Source organism: uncultured Fibrobacter sp. (assembly GCF_947305105.1).
Lineage (GTDB): Bacteria > Fibrobacterota > Fibrobacteria > Fibrobacterales > Fibrobacteraceae > Fibrobacter.
On record NZ_CAMZCS010000010.1, the window covers coordinates 13608 to 30439 of the forward strand.

At 52.0% G+C, this 16832-nt stretch carries 14 protein-coding genes; 5 read left to right on the top strand and 9 right to left on the bottom strand.

Features of this window, described 5'->3' with window-relative positions:
• Positions 1-43: 43 nt before the first annotated feature.
• The 4 genes from Q0Y46_RS06635 to Q0Y46_RS06650 form a co-directional block, all read right to left on the bottom strand.
• A complete protein-coding gene (locus Q0Y46_RS06635) occupies positions 44-2092 on the bottom strand; it encodes a carbohydrate-binding protein (RefSeq protein WP_297945994.1) in 2049 nt (682 codons plus the stop codon).
• Positions 2093-2300: 208 nt separating this feature from the next.
• Positions 2301-3491, bottom strand: coding sequence for a carboxypeptidase-like regulatory domain-containing protein (locus tag Q0Y46_RS06640; RefSeq protein WP_297945996.1), 1191 nt, complete (start codon positions 3489-3491; stop codon positions 2301-2303).
• Entirely contained in the window at positions 3488-4345 is an 858-nt protein-coding gene (locus tag Q0Y46_RS06645; RefSeq protein ID WP_297945998.1) for a DUF4423 domain-containing protein, read from the bottom strand. The genes Q0Y46_RS06640 and Q0Y46_RS06645 overlap by 4 nt, the downstream gene beginning before the upstream one ends.
• Positions 4346-4573: 228 nt before the next feature.
• On the bottom strand, positions 4574-5854 hold the full coding sequence (locus tag Q0Y46_RS06650; RefSeq protein ID WP_297946000.1) for an FKBP-type peptidyl-prolyl cis-trans isomerase: 1281 nt from the start codon (positions 5852-5854) through the stop codon (positions 4574-4576).
• Between the two features lie 73 nt (positions 5855-5927).
• Here Q0Y46_RS06650 and Q0Y46_RS06655 point away from each other — a divergent pair, with 73 nt between their 5' ends.
• Both Q0Y46_RS06655 and Q0Y46_RS06660 read left to right on the top strand, forming a co-directional pair.
• A complete protein-coding gene (locus Q0Y46_RS06655) occupies positions 5928-6491 on the top strand; it encodes a hypothetical protein (protein WP_295683787.1) in 564 nt (187 codons plus the stop codon).
• On the top strand, positions 6484-8673 hold the full coding sequence (locus Q0Y46_RS06660; RefSeq protein WP_295683783.1) for a PorV/PorQ family protein: 2190 nt from the start codon (positions 6484-6486) through the stop codon (positions 8671-8673). Before Q0Y46_RS06655 ends, Q0Y46_RS06660 begins: the two co-directional genes overlap by 8 nt.
• Before the next feature lie 319 nt (positions 8674-8992).
• On the opposite strand, the gene Q0Y46_RS06665 is transcribed toward Q0Y46_RS06660, so the two are convergent.
• The 4 genes from Q0Y46_RS06665 to rsmG form a co-directional block, all read right to left on the bottom strand.
• Positions 8993-10225 (bottom strand): hypothetical protein, encoded by a 1233-nt coding sequence (locus Q0Y46_RS06665; RefSeq protein ID WP_297946002.1) that lies wholly within the window; start codon positions 10223-10225, stop codon positions 8993-8995.
• An 88-nt stretch (positions 10226-10313) separates the two neighbouring features.
• The gene (locus Q0Y46_RS06670; RefSeq protein WP_297946004.1) at positions 10314-10988 is read right to left on the bottom strand and encodes a hypothetical protein; all 675 of its coding nucleotides are present in this window, start codon (positions 10986-10988) and stop codon (positions 10314-10316) included.
• Between the two features lie 10 nt (positions 10989-10998).
• Positions 10999-11811: a TIGR02147 family protein gene (locus Q0Y46_RS06675; protein WP_295683772.1), complete on the bottom strand. Its 813-nt coding sequence runs from the start codon at positions 11809-11811 to the stop codon at positions 10999-11001.
• A gap of 610 nt (positions 11812-12421) precedes the next feature.
• A complete protein-coding gene (gene rsmG / locus Q0Y46_RS06680; protein WP_295683770.1) occupies positions 12422-13186 on the bottom strand; it encodes a 16S rRNA (guanine(527)-N(7))-methyltransferase RsmG in 765 nt (254 codons plus the stop codon).
• 79 nt (positions 13187-13265) lie between these two features.
• On the opposite strand from rsmG, the gene Q0Y46_RS06685 reads away from it, so the two are divergent.
• From Q0Y46_RS06685 to Q0Y46_RS06695, 3 genes are all read left to right on the top strand, one after another.
• Entirely contained in the window at positions 13266-14720 is a 1455-nt protein-coding gene (locus Q0Y46_RS06685; protein ID WP_297946007.1) for a hypothetical protein, read from the top strand.
• Positions 14721-14901: 181 nt separating this feature from the next.
• Positions 14902-15303 carry a hypothetical protein gene (locus Q0Y46_RS06690; RefSeq protein WP_295683765.1) on the top strand — a complete coding sequence of 134 codons (402 nt, stop codon included), beginning with the start codon at positions 14902-14904 and terminating at the stop codon, positions 15301-15303.
• 112 nt (positions 15304-15415) lie between these two features.
• Positions 15416-16105: an epoxyqueuosine reductase QueH gene (locus tag Q0Y46_RS06695; protein WP_297946009.1), complete on the top strand. Its 690-nt coding sequence runs from the start codon at positions 15416-15418 to the stop codon at positions 16103-16105.
• Here Q0Y46_RS06695 and Q0Y46_RS06700 read toward each other — a convergent pair.
• The gene (locus Q0Y46_RS06700) at positions 16102-16770 is read right to left on the bottom strand and encodes an outer membrane beta-barrel protein (RefSeq protein WP_297946011.1); all 669 of its coding nucleotides are present in this window, start codon (positions 16768-16770) and stop codon (positions 16102-16104) included. The two genes, Q0Y46_RS06695 and Q0Y46_RS06700, sit on opposite strands and share 4 nt — an antisense overlap.
• Between the last annotated feature and the right edge of the window lie 62 nt (positions 16771-16832).

Genomic DNA, 16832 nt, shown 5'->3' on the forward strand with positions numbered 1-16832 from the left:
CCGGCAATGCCAGGGACCCTGCGTAGTATTTTCTTTTCCGCAATTACTTTACGTCAATTTTCAGGGTCTTCCCTTTGGAAGATTTAGCCAGGTATATTCCGCCGCGCTTGGCAAGCTTTGCCGTACCGGCACGCAGCGACTGCATATCGGAGGCCTCGACCATACCGACATAACCGCCATTCAAATCGAACACCTTGTACTTGCCGGAAACCTGAGCGAGCTGAGCGAGAGCAGACACCGCAGTCGTGCCCTCGTCAGCATCGCCAAAGCGGAACCAGTCGACGTTTGCGTAATCCCCAACAATAGTCAGGCGCACAATATGCTCGCCTTCCTTGAGGTCGACCGTTCCTGCATTAACATCCTCAAAAACGCTACTGCCCTCGCCTGTCTTGGGAACGGCAACCGCTTCGGTCACGTTCTTGCCGTCAATAGCAAACTGGATGGAAGAACCTTCGCGACCCGACGCGGCGTGGACAATCAAGGGATAGGAGCCCGCCTTCGTCACCTTCACCGAGTACTCCAGCCACTCGCCGGCCTCGGTATAACCGATGGCGTAGTTGTCACCGCCCTTTTCGATATCCACACCATCATTGCGGTATTCCCCGCCCTTGTTCACGGAATCTTTGTCCATGTAACTATCGTTGCCTTCGCCAACACCGGGAATGTCGTAGTTTTCAGCTTCTATCTTGCCCGGAATTTCCGCAACCTTGTCGCCATAGGTTTTGCGCGGAACGGGCTTCACCGGAGTGTTCACACCCACAAGCGTCACGATGCAATCCTTGTTCTCCGTGTCGCCGGCATCCATGGTAATAGTCACGGAACCGCTCTTCACCTCGACTTCGCCCTCGTCTTTTGCGTTCTTCGCCTCGCTAGTCGTGTACATACGGAAAGCCCCGATTTTTGCACCGGGTACGTTCACGGTTACCGTCTTCTTGTTCTTGTAATCGCGATTCACGAGCACCACGATGACGCTGTCACCGTCGGCGCTCTTGTAGGCACTGGCAAACAGGTTCGCTTCGGGCTTCGCGGTCGCCCCCACGCGGATAGCCCCCGGACGGATGAACCGGGCAAACTGGCTCATCACGTAACCGCGCTTACTGATTTTGCCGATTTCGTTCTGCGGCACCTGCAGCTTGTTACCGAAATCCTTATCCATGATGAGGCCGTAGCAGCGGCGAATGTACCACCAAGTATATTGGTTGAAATTGCCGATGACAAGGCCTCGGTGGATTTCGTAAGCCAAATCCATCGCGCGTACCGTATCGTAAACAGCCGTATTCGCCTGGTCGCCCGTCTTCATGTACTTGCGCCAGTAATTGCCGCTCCCCTGGCTTTCGGTGTAGTGTTCCGTCATCCAGCGTTCCACGCCCTTCTGGTCAGCCAGCTTGTACGCAAAAAAGTCGTCGCCCGTAGAGGCCTGGCTCGCATAGAAGTGCGCCCCGAGGATATCCCAGTTCTTGAGGGCGTTGGGGTCGTTCAGCACCTTGTTGTAAAGGTTCTTGTCATACTTGAACGATTCCGTCGAAATCACCTTGGTGCCGTTCTTGCGCATCTGATCGGCATAGCCCTTGGTGAAGTTGTAAATTTCATCGGCACTCCAGCAAGCCCATTCTCCGCACCAGTCCGGCTCGTTACTAATGGAAATTGCATACAGGGGAACGCCCTGGTTTTTCATGTAGGCGGTAAAGCTGTTCAAGTGGTCGACATATTTCTGATAATCCGAAGACCTTATATGCTGATTGGCGCCTGCATAAGGCGATGTCCAGGGCGTCGCATAAAGAATAAAGTCATCGCCAGCGTACTTCTTCGCCGATTTTGCGGCAGCCACTTCTTTATTGAAGTCGTTGGAACTGGCGTACACAGGAATGCGGAGCGTATTGAGGCCAATAGTGCCCTCGCCCGTACCGAACGCAAGTTTCGCATCGGCGTCGGAAAGCCCGCCGCCGTTCTGCCACTGGTTATGCACCATGCCACCGAAACCACGGATAACCTGATGTTCTTCGTCTAATTTCACGTCCACCGTAGACGCATTACCGATAGTGATGAACACACCACACGTAAAGACGATTCTTTTGAAGCCTCTACAAAACATAACATGCCCTTTACACTTAACCGTGGACATTCACGGCTTTTTTTCTAAATCTAACATGCGCAAGAGCACAAATCACATATTTGAAAAATCGTTCCAATGACATTTTGTCAAATTTTGCCACTTCACATTCAATACAAACTAACTAGCACAATGTAAAAAAAAAGAGCCGACATCGCAGCCAGCTCCTTTGCAAGGTAAATTTTTCTTTTTATTTCAGCTTACTTTTCTTGACGCCGAAGAATTCGATATCGTCAATCCAGAACTCGCTCGTACCGGGCCCACTGAAGAGGGAGAAATGCGTTACATGAGTCTTGACCGCATCCCACCCAAGGTTGTCCCCGTTGGTATCGGAACTATCAATCATGTCGGCCGGGGTAACACAGTAACGCGTCCATACGGAATCAAGCTCCAGGTGCGTCCAGGACTTGCCCGTTTCGACATCTTCGGTGCTGTCCGCATTCACGTCGAACGAGACACTGATATGGTCCGTGCCCTTCGCCCAGAATACCACGGAATCCAAATTGCTGAAATCCACAGAATCTTCAAAAGCAAACCCCATAAGGGCCCAATTCAGGGCGGAATCGTTCACAGAACTGAAGTGCGCCACCCAACCTTCACGGTCGTTCACCTGTTCGGATTCAAGTTTAGCCTCGGCATATTGGGAAACACCGGTATGCCAACCTCTAACGCCACTTTCAAAATCAGCAAACAAGGCATAGAAAGGTTCCGGCTCACCTATTTCGAAGGAATCAACCGTCTTCTTCGACTTGATATCTGCGGACTTCGAGCCGATAATCCTCGTATTTTCCACATGGGATTCCCAGCCGTTTTCATCCTTGTACGTGCTGTCGGAATAAAGGAACGCGACCACCTCAAGTTTACCCTCCGGCAAAGACTTGAAGGCGAACGAACCGGATGTATCAGTCTGAACGGAGTAGTCCAAGCCACGCACAGAGACCGTCACACCCGCAGTGCCATCCGGGAGGTTCACCTTACCATTCAAGGCGCCCGGTTTCTGGATACGCAGCGGCATCTCGATAAGGCCAGTATCGGCCTCGGTAATCTCTATTTTCTTGAATCCCTTCAACGAATCGTTACGGGCCTCGACCACATAGAAACCGACATTCATCGTCTTGATTTTCAAAACGCCATTATCGTCTGTCTCGGCATCGACAAAAGTATCATTTGAAGTATTTGTACCAGCAAGGTAAGAGGCCGAACGGACAAGGACCTTCGTACGCGCCGCAGGAGTGCCATCAGCAAAATGCACAGAAAATGCGACGGAGTTCTCCGTCTCCAAAGACGAGCCGGCAACATCGCTATTCGAACCGCAACCAACCATGCACAGCGCAGCGCCGCACATGACCGTTACTCCTATATTCCACACCCGTTTTCTCATTTTGACTCCTTGTGTCCGTCCCCCATCGAAGCACCCAGGTCTCCTTTGCGGGCAACCGGGTAAAAAGCCATCGAGAGTTGCATAACGCGATCCGGGGATTTCGCCTCGTCAACACGTTTTTGCACCAGTCTGCGGAATTCCCGGAGCATATCCCCGAGATCTTCGAAGCAGGATTGGTCAACTGACAAAGTAAGTGTAGAAATATTTCGTTCGCTAACAGGGATATTATCCAAAGCATCACTGGCTAAACCGAGTACTTGCTTCTGGAATTCTCGCACGGCAGAGGCTTTTTCGGGGCCACCAACCGTCAAGTGGGCATCCGTGAGGGCCAACTTGCCCGAGGCAAGCTTCTTCACCAGGCCCACCTCCTTCAAAATTTCAATAGCCTCTTCGGCCTGGGCCTCGGTAATGGGCGGGCAAATGTCACGGGAAATCTGCTTGATATTGACAACGCCACCGTTCAGTTCCAGGTAGGCGCGGACAGCGGGAATCCACCAGTTGCGCAGGAGCTTGAGTTCGGCAGCCTCCAAGCTATGACGATCGACATCGCGCAAGGCGAGCGCCTTGGCCATCAGCTCGTCGTGCTTGCTTTTATCCTTGCTTACGGCAGCAGAGTAGAGAAGGTCGAAGTATTCCGCAGAACGCCCCGACAAGTCCAGGAGATCTTTGGCCGACGGCAACGCATGTGCCGGCAGGTGCTGCTTCTTTTGGAGCACGCGATAGAGGTAACTGGAATCCAGCCCCAGCTTATCGCCCATCATCCTGTACGAGTAGAAAGGCATCTCTTCCTTCCGCCTGTCGTAGTAGGATTTCAAGAAGTCGCGGTAGTCCGCTATGTCAGAAAAAGTAACCATCGTCTATAAAGTTATTTTTTTCATGCTTATAAAAGTTTACCCTTCATATCACTTTCTGTGGATGTTTTGTCCAAACCACTGATACGTAGGGTGTGACGATAGTCACACAACGGACCAGATGCATTACACTTCTACCGAAAAATAGATAAAAAAGCCCTTTTCAGGGATACATGACCAAGCATGCGTCACCAAAAAGGGTTGCTCTATCCTCAACGGAAAATTAAGTATTTAACGCGTTCCCAAGTATTCGACGGCGAAAATCAACGTAGCGCCGCCAGGAATCGGGCCGGCACCGCGGCTCCCGTAGCCCAGTCCCGGAGGAATCACGAGAATTCTCTTTTCGCCGGGCAACATTCCCTGCACACCGAGTTCCCACCCGCGGATGACGCTCCCGCCACCCAGTGTAAAGCCAAAAGGCTGACCACGGTCACGCGAGCTGTCGAACTTGTAGCCGTTCACCATCCAGCCCGTATAATGGACGCTCACCTTGTCGCCCGACTTGGCCGGTTCGCCCTCGCCCTGCTTGATAATCGCATAGCGCAAGCCCTCGCTGCCCGGTTCCAACTGGAGCGAAGCCGTATCCGGGAAGAAATCCATACGTTCCGCCACCTCGGGATCCACCTCAGAAGAGACAAGCTCCACGCGGAAAACAAGCGTCGAGTTCGGAGGGATCATGGAATAAGCCGTAGCGCCATAGCCCATAGAAGGCGCCACACGGAGCCAGCGCACGCCGCCTTCGCGCATGCCGTCAAGGCCCTTCTCCCAGCCCTTGATCATCTTGCCTGCGCCGAGCGTGACCTCGAGCGGCTTGCCGAGTTCCTTGGAACTGGCGAACTTGCGGCCAGAAAGGATCCACCCTGTATAATGCACCTTGAGCACCGTGGCTGCCACGGCAGGTTTCCCGGAGCCGGCCTTCTCGTCGTATATTTCAAGGCCCTTGGCGAGATTCTTCCACTTTAGTTTGTTCACATCTTTCGGGAAGGCATCCGGTTCCATGGGCTTATCAGCATGGACAAGCTCTACCTCGAAAAGGAGGTCGCTATTAGGAGGAATGCCATCTAGCGAATTTTCGCCATAAGCCATCTCCGACGGGACATAAAGCCTGCGGATTTCGCCCACCTTCATTCCCATGAGCCCCTTTTCCCAACCGACAATCACCTGGCCCATGCCAATATTGAATTCAAGGGGTTCGCCGGACTCGTAAGTGTTCGCGAACGGGCCGCGGGGAGCGGATTCTTCGGAAGAATCCGCTGGCGCCCCAGTGGAATCCTTCACAGCAACGGTATCCGCCTTATTTTTGCCATTTTCAGCAATTTCAGCCGTCTGGGGCGCCGCAGGCGCTAGCAACAGCGCGCTGTCCGCGGCCAAAAAGCCCTTGTAATGCACCCTAATCAGCTGACCGGCACGAATCGGATCGCCCGAACCCTCTTTAATCGTTTCAACCTTATACGGAATAGCCCAAACCACACAAGAAAGCAGCAAAACAATAAAAAGATTTGTTTTAGACATAAAAACTCCTATCTCACAAGATAGAAAATGCTAGTTTTAGAGAGTATTGAAATCGCCATAAACGGAATTGAATATGCTATCAGTCATCATCGTCATCGCGATTATAGTATTGTCGCTCATCCTGGCGGCCATAGGCGCCTATGTTGTCGTGCACAATTCCGACGAGAAAGAAGAAGCCAAACCCATTATCGATGTGTCGGGGCAATATGCGGTCGTCAACCGGTCGGCAAAGGAGCGCCTGATAGCGGTCAAGCCTTCGGAAGCCTCTCTCAGGGCATGGCTCGAAACGCAGGACCTCACTCCGGAGTCACGAGAAGAACTCATCCGCCAGTGGAACGAATCCATGGAAGACACCATCCGCACCATCAACGAAGGCGACAAGAACGGCACTGCCACCTATAGGATAGCAATAGGCCCCAAAGGCAAGAACTACTGCAAATTTGTAGACGAAGACAATTTTATTACCCGCGAACAAATCCGCCACCACGCCGAAATCCTCCCACCCTATGTGCTGGGTTGCGATTGCAAGCTCATGCCCAGGCACCCCTGGGAAACCCAAAGCAAGGCAGATTGGAAAGCGGTCATCCCCACACACGGAAACTCTTACGACGTCCCCGATTGGAGGCAACTTGCATAAGTCACTACTTGGTTCCCTTATTTTAATCCCCGCACTCTCTTTTGCTGCGGGTTCCGCGATTATCACACTTGAAATGCCTGTCGGCGCCAGGCAGCTCGGTATGGGCGAAGTCGGTGCGGCCCTCGCAGACGATGCCACAGCCATGTATTACAACCCCGCCGGCCTCGCCTTCGGCCCCCTCGCCGACGAGTGGCGCATATCCTACCCAGCCGATTCCAAGAAGGCCCCCTTCTTCACAAAGATGACGGCCCGTTCAAAGAACGGATTTTTCAGCAAGAGCGAACTTTGGGCCGGTACGGCAAACGGCATCCTCAAGTTCGACAGCGAACAGTGGTTGGACTACCACTCCGTGACGTTGCAGGGCACCGCCAAAATCAAGGACGTCGTACGCGTGTTCGTCGGTAGCGAACGCGGCCTCGATGAGTACACACGCCAAGTCAAGAAATTCAACAACATCAAGAATGCCGACGACGAATCCCACGTTGTCGAAGTCAACATTCCCTGGAACCTCGTCGTCAAGGATACAATCACGGCAATTCTCTACGAAGACCGCACGGAAAAGCTCTGGGTCGGTACGCCCAAGGGACTGTTCCGCTTCGACGGCAAGGCCTGGAAGAGCTACGAGAAAGAACTGGGCGTCCACCATGTCAACACGCTCACAAGCCAGGGCGCATCCGTCTGGATTGGTACGGACGACGGTCTGTTCGTCTACCGCAACGGCGGATTCGAGCAGAAGGGCAAAGTGCTCCCGAGCCAAAAAATCAATGCGCTCGTCTGGTCCGAAATGCGCAAGGAACTCTATGTCGCAGTCGACGGCGCAGGTATCGCCCGACTCGTCCCCAAGAAGAGCGTGAACGACAAGGACCGCTGGAGCCTGTTCAACGAAGAAGACGGCATCATGGACCTGAAGCCGACCGCACTCGCCGTAGACAGCTCTGGCCATGTGTGGGCCGCCCACGCCGGTGGTCTCAGCCACTTTACGCTCCGTAAGTGGGAACAGGTCAAATTCGAGAACAACAACATCAACGACATTTCTGTCGATGGCAAGGGAGCCATCTGGATTGCTACCGACAAGGGCGTATGGCGCCATCTGCCAGACTACGCCACCGCAAGCGGACGCAAGGCCGAACTCGAACGCGGCACCGCCGAACAAGAAGGCGAAGTCAAGTCCGAAGACGAATGGACTCACTACCACTCCGGCAACGGACTTTCGAGCAACAAGGTCTGGGCCGTGCTCCCACAGGGCAACGACGTCTGGTTCAGCACAGCAAACGGCATGGAACAGTTCAAGGATGCCGATTACCAGCTGACCGCCTTCTACGAAAAGCTCCTACCCATCCTCAACATTCCTGACCTTTACCACCTGTACGGAGGCATGACCATTCCGCTCAACGATTGGGGAACATTGGGCCTTTCCGTGAACTTCGTGAGTTTTGGTTCCACCGTCGTTTCAGGTGACGTAGACGCAGACGACCTGGTCGCCTACAACAGTTCCGAAATCGTCGGCGGCATCAGCTACGGCACGCGTTTCCCGAACGACTGGGGCTTGGGCCTCTCTGTCAAGTTCTTCTACTCCGACCTGAGTTCCGGCGGCTCTACCGACGAAGACGAAGCCACGACATTCGGTTACGCATTCGACATCGGCATTCTCAAGAAGAACCTCCTTATCGACAAGCTGAACCTGGCCCTTGTCCTTGCAAACATCGGCCCGAGCGTCTACTACGTCGACAAGACCATCGAAGACCCGATTCCGCTCACATGGCGACTCGGCCTTGCCTACGAACTGCTTTCCCTAGCCGATTACCGCTGGACCATCGCAGCCGACTACAACCGCGAAACCATTTACGACGACGACAAGGGTAACCCGGAACCGTTCTATATCGCCTGCTGGAAATCCATCGTGGACCCAGAAAAGAAGGACACCAAGGGTTTAGAGACGGCGAAGAACTCCTTGATGCAGGGCGTGTTCAACGTCGGTACCGAATTCATCTACTCGAATACGATTGCACTCCGCCTCGGTTACTTGTACGACCGGACCGGTCAGCGTCATGAAGTCGACTTCGGTTTTGGCTTCATGCTCAGCGACATGTTGCAGTTCGACTTCGCAACCATCAAGGACGTGGGTGACAACGACGGCGTGCGCGACGGCCAGATGCGCTTCGGCATGTTGTTTAAGTTCTAGAGGGGCGAGGTCGCTTCGCTTTGAGGTGTGAGATAGACGAGAGAACGCCGCTTCGCGGCTACAGACGAGAGACGAGAGACGAGAGGAAGTAGGACAAATGCGTAAGGCGAGTGCCGCGGTCAAGCTTGCTTGAACATGGCCGAGCCGAGCATTTGGTACTTGAGCGTAGCGAGAGTACTAGTAGACAGTAGGAAGTGGTTAGGGATTAGGATCTAGAATCTAGGGGCTAGGGAGAAATATCACGGCTTCGCCGTCTTATATTGACGCACGAAGTGCGTGATTCTTTTCACTAGCCTCTATTCTCTAGTCTCTCAAAGACTCACTGCTCATCGCTCATTCGGCAGGGTTCGATAGCCTTGGTGGCAAACAGTTTCCAACTCGGGTCGGTGTAGAAATACTCCGGTTCCACTGAGTCCTGGCAATATTCTCTATCGCAGGCGCTGATTTTTACAGAACAGACCATGGTTCCTTCGTTGTCTTCCATAATGGTCCCTCCCTCCGTTTCGCAAGAATCCCTGAACTCATCCATAACGTGAGGAATGTAGTTGGCCAAATTCCGACTTAATTTTTTCGTGATTGTTTTGCTGCTGACGTTCAAGAACACATTGTAGGAAAGAGTATCGCTACTGGTTTCGCAGAACATCGCATTACTCAAGCCTTCGTAAGAATTGTACACGGTTCCGCTTTCCAATTGGCTCCTAACGGGGAGGCACCACCAAGGATCATCCGGATAATCTGGATTTTCGACACACCAATGGTCGACCATAATCATATTGCTTATCGCATGGCCTTCAAGATAAACGTCAATGATATTTCCGTCCAATTCCTGCTCAAAACTGTTTCTGCAGACATCGATGGTCATTGTGGCGAATTGATTCCAATTTGGGTCTTGATACATGTAGACGGGCTCTGTACGTTCCAAGCAAAACTCGTTGTCGCAAGGGCTGATTTCCACTTCGCAGCTTGTTTTGCCAAACGAAGATTCCGTGATTTTCCCGCCTTCATTCGTACAGGATTTTTCGAACGCCTCGATCATGTCGTAAATGTTGCCGAGCGCTCCGAAGCTGAACTCCGGCACCGTATTCGTTATTGTCTTCGTGACGACATTGCCGTCCATGGAAACACTGTATGAAATCGTGTCCAAGACGGTTTCGTGTTCTTCGCTGTCATATTCATGCTCGCAAACGGCAGATTCGCCAGAACCCGCGAAGCCAAAGAATATGCGCCCGTTTTCCAGTTGTTGCTTGTGGCACCACATGCGATCATTTGGATAGGCCTTATTGTCCGGGCACGGGGAAAGCGGTTCTACCGCAATGTCCTGGCTAAGTGTATGGGCCTGCAGGTTTTCAAGCATCAAATTGATTGCGACCGAGTCAACTTTCTTGGATGTATTGAATCCATCAATTGTAGTCCCCGTTTTACGGGCTTCTTCGTTCTGTTGCAGGCTAGAGACCGCATTCTCCGGAGCCGCGGCGTTCTCCGCCGAACAAGCGACCAGGGCAAAAGCAACGGCAGCACCCGCAATCGATTTAGTAATTGCTACGTTATTCATAATTTCCTCCTTGGAAAAGTTGCATCCCGCCACGGGCCGAGGGAGAGCCCCTGGCACCTAAGCGAAAAAGGTTTGTTTCAAATACTTCTTACTCTCGGCAGATTCCTATAATCTGCTTCCCGTATTTCTCCCAGTTCGGGTCGGTGTATCGCAAAGAATCAGCTATAGCAAGGCTATCGGCAACAGGCGTTATCTCGCAACGGTAGTACAACTGGCCTTGGGTGGCACTTTCTGTTTTCGTGGCGAATTCCCCATTTTCTTTGATACAATCATTTTTAAAATCGTTAGCAATCGTTTCTGCTGTCCCGAGGGTATCCGGAATAGCAAGGTCCTTCTTTATAAGCTTGCTCATGACGATGATAACATAGTCGTACCAAGTTTCGTCCGTTTCACAGCTGATTGAAGCGAAAGAAGAACTTTCATACTGCCGTAAAAGGCCCCGTTCCGTCCGGATTCCGTTCATGGTACTGGTCGATTGCGCAGATGTGTCGGGATCAGTTATAAACTTGGCATACGGATCCGAATTGACAGGTAAGTCCATCGGAACCGTATCCACCGTCGTTTCGACAACAAACGATTTCTCGCCCTGGAACCAGATCGCCGAAGCGCTGTCGACGGCGGCATCGATTTGCGCAGTAACGGAATTGGCCTGTTCATCGGTGCCGGCGGTGTTGTCCTTTCCGCAAGCAATCATGAGAGAGGCGACAAACAGGGGAACCCACAACACTGTCGCGACAGATATAAAAGTCTTAACGATTCTCATGGCAATCCTCCTATACCCTATCCGTCAGCGGGAAAAACTGCAAGTTGAGACGGTAGACTTGTTCAATTTTTTTGCATTCGTTCGCGAGTGCGATAATGCGTTTACGGCAATTGTTGACTTCCTCGCTAATCCGGGCGAACGTCTGCGCATCAAGCCCCATCGTGACACCCGAAATGTTGCGTTCACCTACATCAACGGAATCAATGGCTTCCTTGGCAAGGTCGGACATCTCGCGGTTCATGGAACGGAGCGCAAGCGGGATCGCCTCGGTCGAGCCGGTTATCGCCTTGTCTGTCTGGCGGTAGGTGTTTTCGTCCGTCTCTTTGAGGAAACCCGCCTTGGTCAACAGGGCAAGCGAATCGCGGACTTGCTGAGCCGTGAAAGCGTGCTTTATCTTTTTCGCCATTTCGCCCGGGAGTGCGCCCGGCATCAAGGGAGCAAGTTCACGGACAATGGAGTTCACCGCAGATTCATAGTAGGCAAACGTGTCTGCATCGATAACGCGGGCCTTTTGTTCCTTGGCAATACGGTTGAGTTCGGCAAAGGCTGCCTTTTTCTTTTCGTCATTTGTCGCATTCCCAAATTCCACCATCTTTTCGAAATAGGTGCGTTCGTAGCCGGTAAGTTTCATGGCGCACGCCACACGCGGGAGCCCGACACGGCTAAGAGACGATTTCCCTTCGCATACAAGCTTGAGGTACGACGGCGAGGCAAATCCGGCATCCTTCGAAAATTCACGCCACGTAAAGCCGGACTTCTTTTGTTCTTCGTAGAAGTCCCGCATATAGCGACGGTAATCTTGATATTCGGTTATCGGCTTCATAATTCGTATCCTTTCATCAATAATTTAGCCTAAAATCTTTCAAAAGTCAATATATGATGATACAAAAACTCAAAAAATTTAACAAAAATCACAAAAATTTAGTGTGTAGAAAAATTCAAAATTACGAATGATACAAAACAAAATGCAAATGATACAAGAGCTATGAGGTGCGAGGTCGCGACCTTCGGTCGCTTTGAGGTGTGAGGGAGTAGGAAGTAGACAGTAGGCAGTAGGAAGTAAACAGTGGTTGGTGGTTAGGAAGGGTTCTGTACTTAATCACAAATCACTTGATAAACTCACTGCTCATAGCTCACCGCTCATTGCTCGTGCCTGGAGCCTCGAGCCTATAGAAATTTGTCATTCGCAGGCGCATGACTTGTCGGCTCAGCCATGCCGAAACGCAAGCGTTTTGGCACGGCATTCGCCTTGGTTGTCATTGCGAAGGGCGTTTAGCCCTGAAGCAATCTCTAGATATGAGTTAGGGATTGGGATCTAGGATCTAGGGGCTAGGGAGAAATATCACGGCTTTGCCGTCTTATATTGACGCACGAAGTGCGTGATTCTTATTCACTAGCCCCTAGTCTCTATTCTCTAGTCTCTATTCTCGAGCCTACTCCACTCGTTCAAGTATGATCAGAGCGCGTTCTTGCGTGCTGTTGGGAATCGTATAGAAATGCTTGCCGACAATCTTGTAGCCAAAGTCCTCAGGGTGGAACACCTTGAGTTCGTCGGCTACAGCAGGGCCCTTCATAAAGTACACGCGGCCACCGACCTTGAGTGAATTTTCCAGACGCGGCAGAGTCTTTTCCATCCATTCGAAAGCGCGGCTGATGACACCATCCACGGGGAGCGTCATACTGCGGCTCGTGACCTTGTGGCCAAACACGTCAATGCCTTTGAGCCCCATCTTCTCGATAACCATGTTCAAAAAATTGATGCGGTTCGGGCGCGGTTCGCACAAAGTAAGGCGAATCTGGGGATTGACGAGTTTCAGCGGAATGCCCGGGAACCCGGCTCCGCTGCCCACATCGATCATGCGGGCGGGCCACTCAGGAACAAACGCGTTGATGAGCGTGCAGTCCGCATAGTGGCGTTCCACCATCGTTTCGAAAGCGTTGAGTCGAGTCAAGTCCTGGTCGTCGTTGTTTGCCCGCAGCAACTGGTGGAATTCCCAAATCTGCTCCAGAGTTTTCCCCTGCAGTTCCACACCGTAATAATGCAAGAGCTTGTCTAGCCCCGCCAAAGACGGAGTCACGCGCTTGCCGTTAAACAGCGGAAATTCCGTACGCGGAGCCTTCATGTGCGGGACAAAGTCCTTTCCCAACGCACTGGCCCCACGAGCGGGCCCTTTTTTCGACCAGGATGATTTAGCCATATGTAAAAAATAGAAAAAGAACGGCCGACCCTGGAAAAAAAATGCTTTTCAAATGTCTATAGACTCAGGAGGCAAAAAATTGAGTCTAGACATCCATAAACCGCATCTATCCATATTCACATTTCTCTTTGCGGCGGCATCCCTTTGCCACGGGCAATCCACAAGCATTGACGAATCCGACGTGTTCAACTGGTGGGACAACGGCATCATTTCTCAAGACGAAGCCGAAGATATCTTGAGCCTACTCGAAGAGGGAAACACGCAAGAGGCATGCGCACTCGCAGAAGTCTATGCGCAGGAAGTCTGTACCGACACAGAGGCGCCCCCACCCAAGAAAAAGACAACTAAGAAAAAAAGCACCCTCGAAGGATCCTCAAAAAATCCGGATAAAGACGCAGATGACGGAGCAAGCCTCACGCCACATGGCTACGCCCTGTGGAAAACCCGAATTGATTCCACAGGGAAACCCGCCAGCATGCGCAAGGAACTCCAAATTACATTTTACCGGTACAGGCTGCGCCTGGGTTCACAGAACCTGCTCACCTACCGGGCCCAACGCTACGAGGCGCACTTCGGCGACATATCGACACGCGAGCAGCACAGCCTGATTCCCATAGACACGCTCATGGGGACCGTCGCCTACTTCCCGCTAGGGCCATTCCTTTTGGGAGGCTCGCTCGATACAGCCTTGGCCAAAAGCGTCCACGCCGAATTCACTTACAGCAAGAACAACATTGCTGCCACCTACTGGAACATCCGCGAGAACAACTCGTTCGTTTTGCAGGCAACCACAAGCGAAGCAAATGTTGCCGCCTGGTACCAGATTCACCAAAGCATGCCGATTGTCAAAGTGCAAATACACTCGCGCGAGACGATTAAACAAGCACGGGAACACCAGCGGAACTATCTCATATTCTGGAACACCACGGCCTACTTCCACGGCACACAAGTCCCCGAATACTCGCGACTCAGTTCCTCCATCCTAAAAAACAAATTGTGGGCCTCGCAGAACATCACCCTATCGGGAACAGGGGAAACCAGAACAAAATTCGGCACTACCGCAAGCCTTTTCGCCCCCATCGATGCCGACACGCTAAGGGCACGTTTCAAGATTACCGCAGAGACCGGCCCAAGGGCAATCCACGCCAAGATCAGCGCCACCTGCCTAGATGCGACAACACGCTGCAAGCAAGACGATTTGGCGGGTAAAGTCATTTCGGAGCACGGCACTGAAAATGTTGTCGCAATAGACGCGGGCGTAAAAGTGAAATATAAGCACGAAAACGGCGGCCGGAGCGACTTCGGCAAACCTCGTGTGGAAGCGGGAATGGCCTACATCGAAAAACCGCAAAATCGGCTCCGAATGGCGGTCATTTTACCCAAAGGCGACCCGCGGGAAGCAATCACCTTGCACAACGAAGTCAAAATAAAGTCCAACTGGCTCGAATGTTCGCTCATCGTCGACTTCAAGCAAAGCCGTGTACAGGATATGCACCCCGCACGGGCCTACATCCAGGCAAAAATGGCGTTTTGACGCGAAAAAAGGCAAAAACCGTTCAAACAAAAGCGATGCGGTTACACATGTAAACAGAAATACCCCCCAACAAGGCACTTTACACCCACCAGGATATGTAATTTATAGTCAAGCATACATTCCCGGACGCTTCCAGGTCCCCTCCTTTACCTGGAAGCGTCATTTTTTTTAGTTTTTCAGTATGATTGCAACGATTTCTTTTGTCGCGGCGATTGTCGGCGCGATAACCTTTTTACCCTCTATTGCCTTGAATATTGCGCTCGGTTGTGGAGCACCCCTCGGTGATTATGCCATGAATGCCAAGCACAAGGTCGTCCCCAAGGAAATCCGCAGGGCGTTCATCGTCCCCACCGTGATGCAATTCGTGGCCCTGTTCATTCTGCTTTTCGCGGGGCGGGTCTTGCCCGAAATCATTCCCTACATGATTACGCGCATCTTCTGCTTTTTCTTCGCGCTGTACCTCACGTTCTATACGGCAACAGTCCTTTTCAGCACAAGCCTCAAGGAACGTACGGTCATGGGAGTTTTTGCAGTCGCCACGACAATATGTTTTTGGATAGTGGCGTTTGGAACGTTGTACTAAAAGGGATTAGAATCTAGGATCTAGAGGCTAGGGAGAAGATTCTTTTCACTAGCCTCTAATCTCTATTCTCTAGTCTCTCTTTAGTTAGTGGTTAGGAGAATAGAAGAGAAAAATGAATATGAATACTAAAAAAGACATTCAATCGGTTGTGCCGAAGCATAATTTCCAGGTGGACCTGGACCGCATCATTCGGCGACTGGAGCGCACCGGCGAGGTGCCGCACCTGCTGCTCCATGCCTGCTGCGCGCCATGCAGCAGCTACACCATCGAATACCTTTCGCAGTATTTCAAGATTACGCTCTTCTATTACAACCCGAACATCGCCCCCGACGAGGAATACCGGCACCGCGTCGAAGAAATCAAGCGTTTCGTCGCAGAATTCAAGACAAAGCACCCAGTCACCTTAATCGAAGGCGAATATAACCCCAAGAAATTCTACGACGCCGTGCGCGGCCTCGAAAGCGAGCCCGAAGGCGGCAAGCGCTGCCGCAAGTGCTTCAAGCTTCGCCTCGCCGAATCGGCCAGGCTCGCCAAAGAACTCGGCGCCGAATACTTCACCACCACGCTCACCATCAGCCCCATGAAAGACGCCCAGGTGCTGAACGAAGTGGCGCAGGAACAGTGCGATATCTACGGAATCAAGCGACTCCCCAGCGATTTCAAGAAAAAGGGCGGCTACAAGCGTTCCATACAGCTTTCGGCAGAATACAATCTATACAGGCAGAACTACTGCGGTTGCGTGTACTCGAAGCGCGATGCCGAGGCCCGTGACACCCAGAAGAACGAAGATACGGCCCCCTAGAACCAGTAACCGACTCCAACCTGCAATTTCAGCAGATTGTAATAATCTCCGCCCAGGTACTCTTCGTGTCGGTCGACCACCTTGGTGTGGTATTCACCATTTTCTTCCCTCATTTCGAATTCCTCGCGCACATTCGTGAGGCAGCGCCTATCCCCGTCCACTAGGTCCGTAAGCTGGAACGAAACGCGCAAATCCACAAAGAGCCCCGACGAGAATTCATGTCCCAAGCCCGCGGTAACGCCCGCTCCAAATTGTTTGTCATCGTAGCATCTTGAGGAGCGGTATTTCTCCGGCCTGGCGTCCTCCTCATGAGCCAGGAGCAAAACATCCACAAACGCACCCGCCTCGAGATAAAGGATGCGAGGAATGCGCCATTGCACCATCACGGGAATATCCAGATAAACAAACGAATTCACGTCATCGCCTTTCCAGCTTTCGCTGCCGCAACCCCAGTCACAATCCGCCGACACATTACCTTCTTCATATGCCCGAAAATCCCGATATTCCACACCCACGGCAGGATGCAGGTACAACTTCTGGCTTATCTTGTACATAACATCGAACGAGAGTTCACCACCAAGCCCGACAATTTCGGGATAGATATCCCGCTCCGCATCCGAGATGACAGAATTGACCCCAGCACCAAGGCGGGCTCCATAAGCCATTGTAGATTTTTCCGTCTTTTCTGCCAGACAGGGACTTACGAGCAAACACGCCATAAGCAAGA